The sequence below is a fragment of the Denitraticella aggregata genome (genome assembly GCF_048158365.1).
Lineage (GTDB): Bacteria > Pseudomonadota > Gammaproteobacteria > Burkholderiales > Rhodocyclaceae > Azoarcus_F.
In genome coordinates, this window is sequence record NZ_JBLLNL010000003.1 from 12,326 (window position 1) to 26,696 (window position 14,371).

The following is a 14,371-nucleotide window of genomic DNA, read 5'->3' on the forward strand; positions in this document are numbered from 1 at the left end:
ACCCGCGAAGCCCCCGTAACGAATCCCTGCAGGAGCGCCGCAAGGCGCGAATCCGCCCTTGAAATAACCCTCACCGGCCCCATCTCATTGCCGCCGTTGCGAATCTGCTAGAATTCCGCGCTTGCCTGTGGAGGTTTTAATGCCCATCTACGAATATCGTTGCAACCAGTGTGGTTTCGAGAAGGAACACCTGCAAAAGCTCAACAGCCCGGTGCTGACCACCTGTCCGGCCTGCGGAGCGGATGCGTACATCAAGCTGATCTCCGCTGCGGGCTTCCAGCTCAAGGGCAGCGGCTGGTACGCCACCGACTTCAAGAACGGTTCGGGCAAGTCGATGCCCGCTTCGACCCCGGCCGCCACTGATTCGAGCAGCAGCACTGACGCCCCGGCGGCGGCCTGCGGCGGATCCTGCGCCTGCCATCCCAGCTGAACCCGATTCATCATGATTCACGCACGGCCCCAGGGTCGAGCGCCATCGAACCCACCATCAAACAAATGAGTCAGGTTCAGCACCCTTTCCTCCCCGTTCAAAAGGGAGGCCAGGAGGGGGATGGGTCACGACGTCGGCGGTGTCACCCATCCCCACCCCAGCCCTCCCCTTGAAGGGGAGGGAGCAACCGTGCCAGCCTCCGCTCAACATCACCTGATTGGCTGCCGCCTTAATAAATAGTATGGAAAAGAACCGATGCGCACTCACTACTGCGGCCAGGTAAGCGCCGCCGACCTCGATCAAACCGTCTCGCTGTGCGGCTGGGTGCTGCGCCGGCGTGATCACGGCGGCGTCATCTTCATCGATCTGCGCGACCGCGAAGGCCTGGTCCAGCTCGTGTGCGATCCGGACCGTGCAGACATGTTCGCGACCGCCGAATCGATCCGCAACGAGTACGTACTGCGGGTGACCGGCAAGGTCCGTCGCCGCCCGGCCGGCACCGAGAACCCCAACCTGGTCTCGGGCGAGATCGAGGTGCTGTGCCACGACATCGAAGTGCTGAACGCATCGGTCACCCCGCCGTTCCAGATCGACGACGACAGCAACCTGTCCGAGACCGTGCGTCTGACCCACCGGGTCATCGACCTGCGCCGCCCACAGATGCAGAAGAACCTGATGCTGCGCTACAAGGTCGCGATGGCCTTCCGCCGCTTTCTCGACGCGAACGGCTTCATCGACGTCGAGACCCCGATGCTGACCAAGAGCACGCCGGAAGGCGCGCGCGACTATCTCGTGCCGTCGCGGGTGCATCCAGGCCAGTTCTTCGCGTTGCCGCAGTCCCCGCAACTGTTCAAGCAGTTGTTGATGGTCGCCGGCTTCGACCGCTACTACCAGATCACCAAGTGCTTCCGCGACGAGGATCTGCGCGCCGACCGCCAGCCGGAGTTCACACAGATCGACCTCGAAACCTCGTTCATGGACGAGACCGAGATCACCGGCCTGGTCGAGCAGATGGTCCGCTTCGTGTTCAAGGAATCGCTGGACGTCGATCTGCCGAATCCTTTCCCGCGCATGAGCTACGCCGAGGCGATGCGTCGCTACGGCTCGGACAAGCCCGACCTGCGCGTCACGCTGGAACTCACCGATGTCACCGACGCGGTGCAGGACGTCGCATTCAAGGTGTTCTCGGGCCCCGCCACCAGCGGCGGCCGTGTGGCGGCGATGCGCGTGCCCGGCGGCAGCAGCGGCGACACGGCGCTGACCCGCGGCGAGATCGACGAGCTGACCCGGTTCGTCGGCATCTATGGTGCCAGAGGGCTCGCCTATATCAAGGTCAACGACGCGAGCCAGCCGAACGAGCAGGGCCTGCAGTCGCCGATCGTGAAGAACCTGCACGAGCAGGCGCTGCGCACCATCCTGGAACGCACCGGTGCGCAAAGTGGCGACCTGATCTTCTTCGGCGCGGACAAGACCAAGGTAGTGAACGACGCGCTCGGCGCGCTGCGCGTCAAGCTCGGCCATGACAAGGGCTACGTCACCGGCGAGGCCTGGACCCCGGTATGGGTCATGGATTTCCCGATGTTCGAATACGACGAGGAGGACAAGCGCTGGACCGCTTGTCACCACCCGTTCACGTCGCCCAAGGACGAGCATGTCGAACTGCTCGAGACCGACCCGGGCGCCTGCCTGGCCAAGGCCTATGACCTCGCCCTGAACGGTTGGGAAATCGGGGGCGGCTCGGTGCGTATCCATCGCGCCGACATGCAGAGCAAGGTCTTCCGCGCGCTGAACATCGGCGAGGAAGAGGCCCAGACCAAGTTCGGCTTCCTGCTCGACGCGCTCAGGTACGGCGCGCCGCCGCACGGCGGCGTCGCCTTCGGCCTGGACCGCATCGTCACGCTGATGACCGGCGCGGAATCCATCCGCGACGTCATCGCGTTCCCGAAGACCCAGCGCGCCCAGTGCCTGCTCACCGATGCACCGGGCAATGTCGACGAGCGGCAGTTGCGCGAACTCCACATCCGCCTGCGCCAGAAGGTCGAAACCCAGGTCGAGATCGCCAAGCCCTGACGCCATATCGGCACCTTCAGAAACGCCGCGTGGCGCCGTAGACTATCTGGTACGCTCGAACGTCCGTTCCACGTCACACGGCAGCCATGGCCCATCTGGAAAACCTCGAAGTCCTCGTCATCGAGTCGCAGCAGGGCATGCGTGCCCAGTTGCGCAGCATGCTCGACGGCTTCATGGTCACCGGCGTCCAGTTCGCACCGTCGGCCGCGGCGGCGGTGCGCAAGCTGCGCGGGCGTCGCTTCGACCTGATCCTGTGCGCATACGACCTCGGCGACGGCCAGAACGGACAGCATCTGCTCGAGGATCTGCGCACGCACAAGGTCATCCCGCTCGACACGCTGTTCATCATGATCTCGGGCGAACGCAGCTACGAGAAGGTCGTCGGCACCGCCGAACTCACACCCAACGACTACATCCTGAAACCGCTCACGCCGGGCACGCTGCTGATGCGACTGCAGCGTGCGGTGGCCAAACGCGACGTCTTCCTACCGGCCTACCGCATGATGGAGGCCGGCGAAACCCAGACTGCGATCGACTACTGCCTGGTGGGCGAGCGCGACCACCCCGCCTACCGTATCGACTTCATGCGCCTGCGTGCCGAACTGCACGAAGCCCAGGGGCAACCCGAGCAGGCCGAAGCGATCTATCGCGCCGTCCTCGAACTGCGCGCCGTTCCGTGGGCACGCCTCGGGGTGGCCAGAATGCTGTTCGCCGGCAAGCGCTACGAGGACGCCGAGCGCCTGCTGATGACGCTGGTCAGCGAGCACAGCTTCTATCTGGACGCCTACGACTGGCTGGCGCGCACCCGGGAGGCGCTGGAGCGCCCGCAACAGGCCAGGGAGGCGCTGGCCAGCGCGGTGGAACTGTCGCCCGACCGCATGAGCCGCCTGCGTCACCTGGGTGAAGTCTCGATCGCCGCGGGCGACTACGCCGGCGCCGAGAAGGTGCTGAGCGACCTGGTGCGCAAGTGCAAGTATTCCGATTTTCGCGATCCGGAAGACCATCTGCGCCTGCTCAGGGCGCATCTGATCCAGCAGAAGTTCGATGACGCCCAGGCCACGGTCAGCGATCTCGAGAAATCCATGATCGGGCGCCCGTCGGCCACCGTATGCGGTCCGCTCGCGCGCGCCCTGCTCCACCAATGCACCGGCAATCGCGAGGCCGCGCGCGAGGCGCTGCAGCAAGCGGTCCGCGCCAGTCGGAAAGGCACACTGCCCACGTCGCTGAAGCACGAACTGATCAAGGCCTGCCTGGACAATGCGCTCGAAGCCGAGGGCAGCGAACTGGTCGTCGATGTGCTGCGCAATGCGGCGGACCAGCAGACCATCGAGCAGACCCGCGCGTTGTTGCGCGCGCGCGGACGCGAGGATCTGACGGAACGGATCGAGGAGCGCCTTTACGTCGAGGTCAAGAGCTACGTCACGGCCGGAGCCGAAAAGGCCCAGGCGGGCGATTACGACGGGGCCGTGGCCGAGATGATGAACGCGGTGCGCAAGATGCCCGGCAACCCGCATGTGCTGTTCAACGCGGCCCTGGCCTTGTTGCGTCGGATGGAGCACAACGGCTGGAACGAGCGCTTCGCCGCCGAGGCGCGAAACCTCATCAACCGCACCCGCAAGCTCGATCCGCAGAACCCGCGGCTCGACGCGATCACACGCTTCATGGCAAACCTCGCGACCCGCTTCGGCATGGACCGGAACGCCGTCAAGCGCGGCAGCAAAGAGCGCCGGGCTGCGGCATCGACGCCCGGCGCAGGCCGTTGATCGGGTCGGCACGCCATGCGTAGGGGCACGGTCACGCTCGTCGCGCTGATCTTCGCGCTCGCCTTCGCGGCCTTGCAGACCCTGGCGCCGGACGCAAGCGTCCCGGGGCAATCGCCTGTCGCTCGCGGCACCCCGGCCACCGACCGCGCGGCCGCCCTCGGTCTTCCGGCCGAGGCGATCACGACGCTGGACCTGATCCTGGCCGGCGGTCCCTTCCCGTACCGGCAGGACGGCACCACCTTTCAGAATCGCGAACGCCTGCTGCCGAACCGCCCACGCGGCTACTACCGCGAGTACACCGTCCCGACGCCGGGCGCGCGCGACCGCGGTGCACGTCGCTTCGTCACCGGCGGCGACCCGCCCGAGGTGTTCTATTACACCCAGGACCACTACCGCAGCTTTCGCCGCATCGAGATCAAGCCGTGACCGACCACGCCCGCCCTGCATCCGAACTGCCCGAACTCGACCGGCCGGACCTCGCCGGCATTCACCCCCTGCCCCGAGTCGGCGCGGACGCGATCCGGATCGCCGCCGAGGCCATCGGCTACGACTGCATGCGCGTTGATCTCGACGCCTGCACCGACAAGGCCTCCCTGCTGCAGCGCATCGCGGCAGGGTTGCGGTTTCCGCACTGGTTCGGCCACAACTGGGATGCGCTGGCCGACTGCCTGAGCGATCTCGGCTGGCTTCCGGGAGCCGGACATGTGGTCATCCTCGCGCATGCAGATGCGTTGCGCAGCGCGGCGCCCGACGCATGGCATACCGCGCTGGAAGTCTTCGCCGACGCGTCGCGCGAACAGGCTGCACACGGCATCGCGCTGTGGGTGTTCATCGACACCCCGGAGCAACGGTCGACCAACGCAGCCAGCGACGCAGCGCGCGATGCGCCCTGCAACAACTCGGTCGAACCATCCGACCACGCCTCGGGCACACGATGACGCACGCGGTGTTCAAACGACCCGAATCGGTCCTGGTCGTCATCCACACCCCCCGCCTCGAGATCCTGCTGCTGGAGCGTGTCGCGCCGGCGGGCTTCTGGCAGTCGGTCACCGGCAGTCTGGAGGACGAAGAGACACCGATCGACGCGGCGGTGCGCGAAGTGTTCGAGGAGACCGGGCTCGTCATCGGTGCCGACGACCTGCGCGACTGGCAGCAACGCAACACCTTCGAGATCAGCCCCCAGTGGCGTCCGCGCTATGCCCCGGGCGTGACCCGCAACACCGAACACGTCTTCAGCCTGTGCGTCCCGCAACCCCGGCCGGTCCGGCTGGCACCCGAGGAACATCTGGCGCAGCTGTGGCTGCCCCGCGAAGCTGCCGCGGAAAAGGTCTTCTCCTGGACCAATCGCGACGCGCTGCTGAAGCTGTAGCCCGCCTCGGCCGCAGCGCGGCCGGAGCCCGGCCGCCGTCGATACGCGCCGTCGATACACGCCGATGCTCACGGCGACGCCCACGGTCCTGAACAGACTGCCCAGAAATGGGCGCACAGACGTTCGCGCCCCTTGAAATGTCCGGATCCGCACCTATATTCAGCACAGGAGCACAAACGCAACACACTGAACACATGGAGGAAATCATGGCCAATATCATCCGTCGCGACCCCTTTGACGAACTGTTCCGCGGCTTTTTCGTGCGCCCGGTCGAATACGGCAGCGGCGTGTCCGCCGAAGCCCCGGAGATGCGGGTGGACGTCAAGGAAGACAGCGATGCCTACCAGATTCACGCAGAACTGCCCGGCATCACCAAGGAAGACATCCACGTGCATGTCGACGGCCCGGTCGTTTCGATCAGCGCCGAGCGCAAGCAGGAGAAGGAAATCAAGGACGGCGAACGCGTGCTGCGCACCGAGCGCTATTTCGGCAAGGTGTCACGCAGCTTCCAGCTCGGGCAGGAGGTCGATGAGGCCAACGCGAGCGCCAAGTTCAACGACGGCGTACTCGAGCTGAGACTGCCGAAAAAGGCCGCCGCGCAGGCCAAGCGCCTGACGATCGACTGACCGCACCGGTTCGCGTGACCCATCCCCATCCTGTCCTTCCCCTTGAAGGGGAAGGCACCTTCTATCGGCTCTTGGCGAACTCCGCTCACCAGGCGGCTGTTATGCCGGTCGACGTGAATATCTCATCAAGAGCGCAGCACTACACTAGGAGGCTGTCGGTCTTGAGCGATCGTCACGAGCCGGGTGGGGGAGCGAGGACAGATCTGGTCGATTTTGAGGCGCATAGTGGTTCTATGCAACGAAAAATCGGGCAGATATGGACCGCTTCTCCCACCGGCGCAGTAGATCAGCCTCAAGTCCGACAGCCTCCTAGGCGCCGCGGGAGCTGCGAAAACGGCGTTCTTGCAGCTGCCCGGCGCTCAGATCACCGGACGCAGCGAATCGGCTCGACCCACCGCGTAGTACATCAGCCCGGCCGCCTTCACCTGCGCCGGATCGAACAGGTTGCGCCCATCCACCAGCACCGGTGTCGCCAGCTGGTTCCTCAACCATTTGAAGTCCACGGTGCGGAACTGCTTCCACTCGGTGCAGATCACCAGCGCATCCGCCCCGGACAGCGCATCGTTCTGATACGCGACCAGTTGCAGATCGTCCCGCTCGCCGTAGATGCGAGCCGTTTCCTTCATCGCCTCCGGATCGTAGGCCCGCACCTTCGCACCCGCGGCCCACAGGGATTCCATCAGCACGCGGCTGGGCGCGGCGCGCATGTCGTCGGTGTTGGGCTTGAATGACAGGCCCCAGATCGCGATCGTGCGGCCCGCGAGCGCGCCGTCGAAGGCCTGGTTCAGCTTGTCGAACAGCACGTGCTTCTGGCGGTTGTTGACCGCCTCGACCGCATTCAGCAGTTCGGCCTCGTAGCCGACCTGGCTGGCGGTGTGCGCCAGCGCCTGCACGTCCTTCGGAAAGCAGGATCCGCCGTAGCCGCAACCCGGATAGATGAACTGGTAGCCGATGCGCGGATCCGAGCCGATTCCCTGGCGCACCTGCTCGACGTCCGCGCCCAGGCGTTCAGCCAGATTCGCGATCTCGTTCATGAAGCTGATCTTGGTCGCCAGCATCGCGTTGGCTGCGTACTTGGTCAGTTCGGCCGCGCGCACGTCCATGAACATCAGCTTGTCGTGATTGCGGCTGTACGGTGCATAGCACTCGCGCATGCGCTCGCGCACCGCCTCGGAATCGGTCCCGACCACGATGCGCGCGCTCTTCGTGAAATCCTCTATCGCCGCGCCTTCCTTCAGGAATTCCGGGTTGGAACACACGTCGAAGGGCAGTGTGACGCCCCGCCCGGCGAGCACCTCGGCGATCGTCGCCTTCACACGGTCGGCCGTGCCCACCGGCACGGTCGATTTATCGACGACCACCTTGTAGCCGTCCATGTGCGTGCCGATCGACCGCGCCACCGCCAGCACATACTGCAGATCCGCCGATCCGTCCTCGTCCGGCGGCGTGCCGACCGCGATGAACTGCAGCTCGCCGAAGGCCACGCCCTCGGCCGCATCGGTCGTGAAACGCAGGCGCCCCTCGTCGAAATTACGCGTCACCATCGGCTCCAGACCGGGCTCGTAGATCGGGATGACCCCGTTCTTCAACCCCTCGATCTTCGCCTCGTCCACATCCACGCACATCACGTGGTGACCGACATCGGCCAGACAGGTCCCGGTGACCAGCCCCACATACCCCGTTCCAAAAACCGTAACGTTCATTGCGACCCTCTATCGAAATGCATGAAAAATACGACAGCCGCGATCCTAGCACTCGATCGGCCGAAAGTGCGCCAAGGATCGCACGGGCAGGTTTGACAGCGCTTGCGGTGGCTGCGATGGCGAACCAGAATGAAGACAGACTTCGACCACTGTACGGTTTCTCATATCCTGGCTCTCAATCCGGTGATGTCGATCGCAGCGCAGCACGGTAGCGCCCTCCCCTTCAAGGGGAGGAAAGAGTGCCCGAACTGGCCTGGTGTGTTCGATCGCCACCCCGACAGGCAAATCGTCGTGCATCCACTCTCAAGGCTATCGTCCAAACTGCTGCTTCCCTGTCTGTCACTGTCGCTGGCGTCCCCGGCCGCGTTCGCGGAAACCATCGTCGTCGGGCCCAACGAGGCGATCACCCGCATCGCAGATGCCGCGCGCATCGCCCAAGACGACGACACGGTGCTGATCATGCCTGGGGAGTATCGCGGAGACGTCGCGGTATGGCTTCAGAAGCGGCTCACGATCCGTGGCGCCGCCGAGCGCCCGGTGCTGATCGCCGACGGCGCCGACGCGGAAGGCAAGAGCATCTGGGTGATCCGTGACGGCGAGTTCATCGTCGACAACATCGAGTTTCGCAATGCACGGGTCGCCGACGGCAACGGCGCCGGGATCCGATTCGAGCGCGGCCGGCTGGAGGTGCTCAACAGCCATTTCATCGACAACCAGAACGCCATCCTGACCGCAAACCAGCCTGATGCCGAACTCGTCATTCGCGACAGCCTCTTCGCCGACGCTCCGCGCCCCAATCTGACGCTGCCGCACCTGCTCTACGTCGGCAAGATCGCGCGGCTGGAGCTGACCGGCAGCCGCTTCCACAACGGCTACGAGGGCCATCTGATCAAGTCGCGGGCGCGCGAGAACGAGATCCGCTACAACCTGATCTACGACGGCCCGAACGGCGGCGCCTCGTACGAACTCGAGTTTCCCAACGGCGGCATCGCCCGCGTGGTCGGCAACGTGATCGGCCAGAGCGGAACCACCCAGAACCCGATCGTGATCTCCTATGGCGCCGAGGGGCAGATCTGGTCGGAGAACACGCTGCAGCTGGCGCACAACACGCTGGTCAGCGCCGGCCTGCGCGCCGCCCGCTTTCTGAACCTGTGGGATCACGACTTCACCGACCCGATCACGGTCGAGGCCCATAACAATCTCACCGTGGGACTGGGCGCCTTCACGCTGGGCCTCGGCGGCACCTTCAGCGGCAACTACCCGCTCCCGCCCGGCGTGCTCAACCCGGATTCGCTGGATTTCAGGCTCGGCCCCAGATCCGTGCTGCGCGGCTGGGTCGAACCTCTCGCCACCGATGACCCGCTGCGACCGACCGCGGAGTTCGTATTGCCGATCGGCACGGTACCGCAGCAGGTTCCCTCCGAATGGGTACCCGGAGCATTCCAGTCCTACGACGCGGAGCGCTGAAGGCCGGCAAGTGCACCATCTCCCCGGTGCCATCCCCCTGCAGGAACCGCGCAAGCGGCGAACATGCCGTGTGAGCACATGATGCGGTCTATCGTCATGCAGACGCTGCTTTCGCGGCTGGCACCACGCCCGCGGCCGTAGCATGCTTGCCTCACGGCGCGGCACGGGCGCTGCGGTGCATACATCCATCCGGCTGTCCTTGTAGAATGGCGCGACTGCCGTATTCGCCGTACAAGGACGCCGACATGAACGACACGCCCAAGCCCAGCACCAAATCCGTCGCCCCGGCGCTCAAGGCCGAGATCCTGGCCGAGGCGCTGCCCTACATCAAGCGCTTCTTCGACAAGACCATCGTCATCAAGTACGGCGGCAACGCGATGACCGACGCGCATCTGAAGGACTGCTTCGCGCGCGACGTGGTGCTGCTCAAGCTGGTCGGCCTCAACCCGGTGGTCGTGCACGGCGGCGGCCCGCAGATCGAGAGCCTGCTCGCGCGGGTCGGCAAGAAGGGCGAATTCATCCAGGGCATGCGGGTCACCGACGCCGAAACCATGGAAGTGGTCGAGATGGTCCTCGGCGGCCAGGTCAACAAGGAAATCGTCAATCTGATCAACCAGGCCGGCGGCAAGGCGGTCGGGCTGACCGGCAAGGACGCCAACTTCATCCGTGCGCGCAAGCTGCTGATGCAGAAGAAGGACGCGCCGCTGGGCGATCTGATCGACGTCGGCCAGGTCGGCGAGATCACCAGCATCGACCCAAGCCTGATCTCCTTCCTCGATCAGGGCGACTTCATCCCGGTCATCGCGCCGATCGGCGTCGGCGACGAGGGCGAAACCTACAACATCAATGCCGACGTGGTCGCCGGCAAGCTGGCCGAGATCCTGAAGGCCGAAAAACTCGTCCTGCTCACGAACACCTCCGGCGTGCTCGACGAAAACGGCAAGCTGCTCACCGGCCTGACCCCTCGCGAGATCGACCAGATGGTCGCCGACGGCACATTGTCCGGCGGCATGCTGCCCAAGATCGGCTCCGCGCTGGACGCCGCCCGCAGCGGCGTGAAGTCGGTGCACATCATCGACGGCCGGGTCGAACACTGCCTGCTGCTGGAAATCCTGACCGACCACGGGGTCGGGACGATGATCAAGAGCAAGTAGGCATCTACCCGTGCCACGCATAGCGGGCCATGCAATAACACACATGGATTTCATGGCAGTCGATGCGAGAATGAGCGACAAGATCTTGCGCATTCAGGACAATCCATGACCGTCAGTTACCTGCTCCACCACCTGATTCTCGCCTCGGCCGAACGCACGCCGGAGGCCTCGGCGCTCACTTTCGGGCCGGATACGCTGAATTACGCCGAGCTTCAGCGTCAGACTGCTTCTTTCGCCAGCGGCCTGATCGCGCTCGGACTGGCGCGTGGCGAGCGGGTCGCAGTCTATCTGGACAAGCGAATCGAAACCGTCGCCGCCTTCTTCGGTGCGTCGGCTGCGGGCGGCGTATTCGTGCCGGTCAATCCGATCCTGAAGGCAGAACAGGTCGGCTACATCCTGCAGGACTGCAATGTGCGCGTGCTGGTCACCTCGCCGGAGCGCTTCGCAACGCTCGCCGACACGCTCGCACACTGCCACGACCTGCGCCACGTGGTCCTCACGGGCAGCGCCGAACCGCTCCCGACGCTGTCGGGCGCCTCGGTGCACGGCTGGTCCGCGCTGTGCGATACGCCCCCGGCAGGCGGCCACCGCGTCATCGACACCGATATGGTCGCGATTCTGTACACTTCGGGCAGCACCGGCCGGCCCAAGGGCGTCGTGCTGTCCCATCGCAACATGGTCACCGGCGCAAAGAGCGTGGCCGAGTATCTCGAGAATCGCGCCGACGACACGCTGCTGTCGGCGCTGCCGCTGTCCTTCGATGCCGGCTTCTCCCAGCTCACCACCGCCTTCCATGTCGGCGCGCGCGTCGTGCTGCTCAACTACCTGATGCCGCGCGACGTGATCAAGGCGCTCGCCAAGGAACGCGTCACCGGGCTGACCGCGGTGCCACCGTTGTGGATACAGCTGGCCGCACTGGACTGGCCGGACACCATCACCGAGCATCTTCGCTACATCGCCAACACCGGCGGACGCATGCCGCTCGAAACGCTCACCACGCTGCGTCGCAAGCTACCCCAGACCCGCCCCTACCTGATGTACGGCCTCACCGAAGCCTTTCGCGCCACCTATCTGCCGCCCGATCAGGTCGACCTCCGGCCCGACTCCATCGGCAAGGCCATCCCCAACGCCGACGTCTTCGTCCTGCGCGAGGACGGCACACCCTGCGCCCCGCATGAACCGGGCGAGCTGGTCCAGCGCGGCGCCCTGGTCGCGATGGGTTACTGGAACGACCCGGACAAGACCGCCGAGCGCTTCAAGCCGCTGCCGGCCCACGCCCCCGGTCGCGAAGCCGGCCTCGTGCTGCCCGAGATCGCCGTCTTCTCCGGCGACACGGTGCGCATGGACGAAGAAGGCTACCTGTACTTCATCGGCCGCCGCGACGAGATGATCAAGACCTCCGGCTACCGGGTCAGCCCGACCGAAGTCGAAGAGATCCTCTACGCCACCCAGCTGGTCGGCGAATGCGTCGCCTTCGGCGTCCCGCACGACACCCTCGGCCAGGCCATCGCCGTCATCGCGACACCGCCCGCCAGCGGCACTTTCGACATGGTCGCGATCCTCACCGAATGCCGCGCCCGCATGCCCGCCTACATGGTGCCGAGCCGCCTACAGGTCCGCGCCGGCCCGCTGCCGCGCAACCCCAACGGCAAGATCGATCGCAAGTTGCTGAGCAGCGAGGAGATCGAGCGGATGGCCGAGTCATCGTCCAGCGGGAAGCCAACTTGAACGCCCGTCAGGACTCGCCTGACGGCGATCTCAGCATCCATCCGGGTCCATCATCGCGGGGCCAGGCCTTGGTCGACGCAGCGACTGCGTTCGATCCGGATTTCATCCAGCAGCTGGAGGCCAGCTGCGCAGCGCCGTTGCCGTTGCAGGAGCGCGAAGCACTGTGACCGTCTCGAACGAGTGCACGAATTCTTCAACTTTCTCTCAGTGCTATCATGAGCACCTTTAAAGACACCTTTAAAGAACCATGACCCACATCATCCTCTCCCAGACCACTGCCAGCATCTCGGAATTGAAGCGCAACCCGATGGGTACGGTCGCGGCCGGAGAAGGTTTTCCGGTGGCGATCCTCAACCGCAACGAACCGGCGTTCTACTGCATCCCGGCCGAGGCCTACGAGGCGCTACTGGACCGTATTGAAGACCTCGAACTGAACCGGATCGCCGACGATCGATCCGGCCAAACAGAGATCGAGGTGACGCTGAGTGAGCTATAAGCTCAAGTTCAAGGACGAAGCGCTCAAGGAATGGCACAAACTCGACGCCACTGTCCGCGCTCAGTTCAAGAAAAAACTGGGCGAGCGACTCGAGCATCCGCGCGTATCGGCAGCGCGCCTCGCCGGACACCCCGATCGCTTCAAGATCAAGCTGCGCAGCGCAGGTTTCCGGCTGGTGTATGAGGTACGCGACGCCGAAATCGTAGTCGTCGTCATCGCCGTCGGAAAGCGCGAGCGTAGCGACGTTTATCGAACCGCCGCGCGACGATAGCACCTCACACAACGCAAACGCAGGTATCTTTAGTCCATGAGCACCCAGCCCCTCCGAGACACCCGCCCCCCCACCCACACGCCGATGACCCAGTTCCAGGCCTGGAACGACGAACTGACGATCGGCGGCATGACCCTGGGCCGTCTGGCCGCGCGCGTGGGACGCACACCCTTCTACGCCTACGACCGCAGCCTGCTCGACGCGCGGGTCGCCCAGTTGCGCGCAGCGCTGCCGCGCGGCATCAAGCTGCACTATGCGATGAAGGCCAATCCGATGCCGGCGGTGGTCGCCCACATGGCGCGGCGGGTCGAAGGCATCGACGTCGCGTCGGCCGGCGAACTCAAGATCGCGCTCGACGTCGGAGCCGATCCGGACGAAATCAGCTTCGCCGGCCCCGGCAAGACCGATGCCGAGCTGCGGCAGGCGGTCGCGGCCGGCATCATGGTCAATATCGAGTCCTTCCGCGAAGTCGGCGTACTCGCCGCGGCCGCCCGCGAACTCGGGGTGCCGGCGCGGGTATCGGTGCGCGTCAATCCGGACTTCGAGCTCAAGTCCTCCGGCATGAAGATGGGCGGTGGCCCCAAGCAGTTCGGCGTCGATGCCGAGCAGGTGCCGCAACTTCTCGCCGAGATCGGCCAGGCCGACCTCGCCTTCGAGGGCTTCCACCTTTTCGCCGGTTCGCAGAACCTCAAGGCCGAGGCCATCGTCGAAGCCCAGCGCAAGTGCTTCGACCTCGCGCTGCGCCTGGCCGAACACGCCCCGGCCCCGGTCAAGTTCCTCAACCTCGGCGGCGGCTTCGGCATCCCCTACTTCCCCGGCGAGCAGCCGCTCGACCTCGCCCCGATCGGCGACAACCTGGCCACGATACAGATGGAAGCGGCCAGCAAGCTTCCGCAAGCCGAGATCGTCCTCGAACTCGGCCGCTACCTCGTCGGCGAGGCCGGCGTCTACGTCTGCCGCATCCTCGACCGCAAGATCTCGCGCGGCCACACCTACCTCGTGGCCGACGGCGGCCTGCACCACCACCTCGCCAACTCCGGCAACTTCGGCCAGGTCATCCGCAAGAACTACCCGGTCGCGATCGGCAACCGCATGACCCCGCCCGAGGGCGTCGAACCCGCCTCGGTGGTCGGCCCGCTATGCACCCCGCTCGACATCGTCGCCGACAAGATGCCGCTCGGCCATGCACAAGTCGGCGACCTCGTCGTCGTGTTCCAGTCCGGCGCCTACGGCGCCAGCGCGAGTCCACAAGGCTTTCTGGGGCATCCGGCGGTGATGGAGGTGCTCGTTTGAG

General features: G+C 65.3%; 14 protein-coding genes. 13 read left to right on the forward strand and 1 reads right to left on the reverse strand.

What is annotated here, in order from left to right:
- Positions 1–139: 139 nt before the first annotated feature.
- From ACKVEX_RS04950 to ACKVEX_RS04980, 7 genes are all read left to right on the forward strand, one after another.
- Positions 140–430, forward strand: a complete 291-nt coding sequence (locus ACKVEX_RS04950; RefSeq protein WP_473214591.1) for an FmdB family zinc ribbon protein — start codon at positions 140–142, stop codon at positions 428–430.
- Between the two features lie 255 nt (positions 431–685).
- The gene (gene aspS, locus ACKVEX_RS04955) at positions 686–2,500 is read left to right on the forward strand and encodes an aspartate--tRNA ligase (protein ID WP_473214592.1); all 1,815 of its coding nucleotides are present in this window, start codon (positions 686–688) and stop codon (positions 2,498–2,500) included.
- A gap of 86 nt (positions 2,501–2,586) precedes the next feature.
- On the forward strand, positions 2,587–4,263 hold the full coding sequence (locus tag ACKVEX_RS04960) for a tetratricopeptide repeat protein (protein WP_473214593.1): 1,677 nt from the start codon (positions 2,587–2,589) through the stop codon (positions 4,261–4,263).
- Between the two features lie 15 nt (positions 4,264–4,278).
- Positions 4,279–4,689 carry a guanyl-specific ribonuclease gene (locus ACKVEX_RS04965; protein ID WP_473214594.1) on the forward strand — a complete coding sequence of 137 codons (411 nt, stop codon included), beginning with the start codon at positions 4,279–4,281 and terminating at the stop codon, positions 4,687–4,689.
- A complete protein-coding gene (locus ACKVEX_RS04970) occupies positions 4,686–5,201 on the forward strand; it encodes a barstar family protein (protein ID WP_473214595.1) in 516 nt (171 codons plus the stop codon). Before ACKVEX_RS04965 ends, ACKVEX_RS04970 begins: the two co-directional genes overlap by 4 nt.
- An 8-nt stretch (positions 5,202–5,209) precedes the next feature.
- The gene (nudB, locus tag ACKVEX_RS04975; RefSeq protein ID WP_473214596.1) at positions 5,210–5,632 is read left to right on the forward strand and encodes a dihydroneopterin triphosphate diphosphatase; all 423 of its coding nucleotides are present in this window, start codon (positions 5,210–5,212) and stop codon (positions 5,630–5,632) included.
- 206 nt (positions 5,633–5,838) lie between these two features.
- Positions 5,839–6,258, forward strand: a complete 420-nt coding sequence (locus tag ACKVEX_RS04980; protein WP_473214597.1) for an Hsp20/alpha crystallin family protein — start codon at positions 5,839–5,841, stop codon at positions 6,256–6,258.
- A 359-nt stretch (positions 6,259–6,617) separates the two neighbouring features.
- Here the strand turns inward: ACKVEX_RS04980 and ACKVEX_RS04985 are convergent, their stop codons facing one another.
- Positions 6,618–7,961 (reverse strand): UDP-glucose dehydrogenase family protein, encoded by a 1,344-nt coding sequence (locus tag ACKVEX_RS04985; protein ID WP_473214598.1) that lies wholly within the window; start codon positions 7,959–7,961, stop codon positions 6,618–6,620.
- A 291-nt stretch (positions 7,962–8,252) separates the two neighbouring features.
- On the opposite strand from ACKVEX_RS04985, the gene ACKVEX_RS04990 reads away from it, so the two are divergent.
- The 6 genes from ACKVEX_RS04990 (at position 8,253) to ACKVEX_RS05015 (ending at position 14,370) form a co-directional block, all read left to right on the forward strand.
- Positions 8,253–9,428: a right-handed parallel beta-helix repeat-containing protein gene (locus tag ACKVEX_RS04990; RefSeq protein WP_473214599.1), complete on the forward strand. Its 1,176-nt coding sequence runs from the start codon at positions 8,253–8,255 to the stop codon at positions 9,426–9,428.
- A gap of 245 nt (positions 9,429–9,673) precedes the next feature.
- On the forward strand, positions 9,674–10,582 hold the full coding sequence (gene argB, locus ACKVEX_RS04995; RefSeq protein ID WP_473214600.1) for an acetylglutamate kinase: 909 nt from the start codon (positions 9,674–9,676) through the stop codon (positions 10,580–10,582).
- Between the two features lie 105 nt (positions 10,583–10,687).
- On the forward strand, positions 10,688–12,310 hold the full coding sequence (locus ACKVEX_RS05000) for an acyl-CoA ligase (AMP-forming), exosortase A system-associated (protein ID WP_473214601.1): 1,623 nt from the start codon (positions 10,688–10,690) through the stop codon (positions 12,308–12,310).
- 247 nt (positions 12,311–12,557) lie between these two features.
- Entirely contained in the window at positions 12,558–12,806 is a 249-nt protein-coding gene (locus tag ACKVEX_RS05005) for a type II toxin-antitoxin system Phd/YefM family antitoxin (RefSeq protein ID WP_473214602.1), read from the forward strand.
- The gene (locus ACKVEX_RS05010) at positions 12,796–13,077 is read left to right on the forward strand and encodes a type II toxin-antitoxin system RelE family toxin (protein WP_473214603.1); all 282 of its coding nucleotides are present in this window, start codon (positions 12,796–12,798) and stop codon (positions 13,075–13,077) included. The genes ACKVEX_RS05005 and ACKVEX_RS05010 overlap by 11 nt, the downstream gene beginning before the upstream one ends.
- Positions 13,078–13,113: 36 nt before the next feature.
- Entirely contained in the window at positions 13,114–14,370 is a 1,257-nt protein-coding gene (locus tag ACKVEX_RS05015) for a pyridoxal-dependent decarboxylase, exosortase A system-associated (protein WP_473214604.1), read from the forward strand.
- The last annotated feature ends 1 nt before the right edge of the window (position 14,371 follow it).

Bases quoted from the DNA above. Each gene is read 5' to 3' on its own strand.
- ACKVEX_RS05015 (WP_473214604.1), top strand. From the start codon at position 13,114: ATGAGCACCCAGCCCCTCCGAGACACCCGCCCCCCCACCCACACGCCG.
- ACKVEX_RS04985 (WP_473214598.1), bottom strand. From the start codon at position 7,961: ATGAACGTTACGGTTTTTGGAACGGGGTATGTGGGGCTGGTCACCGGG.
- argB (WP_473214600.1), top strand. From the start codon at position 9,674: ATGAACGACACGCCCAAGCCCAGCACCAAATCCGTCGCCCCGGCGCTC.
- ACKVEX_RS05000 (WP_473214601.1), top strand. From the start codon at position 10,688: ATGACCGTCAGTTACCTGCTCCACCACCTGATTCTCGCCTCGGCCGAA.
- ACKVEX_RS05005 (WP_473214602.1), top strand. From the start codon at position 12,558: ATGACCCACATCATCCTCTCCCAGACCACTGCCAGCATCTCGGAATTG.
- ACKVEX_RS04960 (WP_473214593.1), top strand. From the start codon at position 2,587: ATGGCCCATCTGGAAAACCTCGAAGTCCTCGTCATCGAGTCGCAGCAG.
- ACKVEX_RS04950 (WP_473214591.1), top strand. From the start codon at position 140: ATGCCCATCTACGAATATCGTTGCAACCAGTGTGGTTTCGAGAAGGAA.
- ACKVEX_RS04965 (WP_473214594.1), top strand. From the start codon at position 4,279: ATGCGTAGGGGCACGGTCACGCTCGTCGCGCTGATCTTCGCGCTCGCC.
- ACKVEX_RS04980 (WP_473214597.1), top strand. From the start codon at position 5,839: ATGGCCAATATCATCCGTCGCGACCCCTTTGACGAACTGTTCCGCGGC.
- aspS (WP_473214592.1), top strand. From the start codon at position 686: ATGCGCACTCACTACTGCGGCCAGGTAAGCGCCGCCGACCTCGATCAA.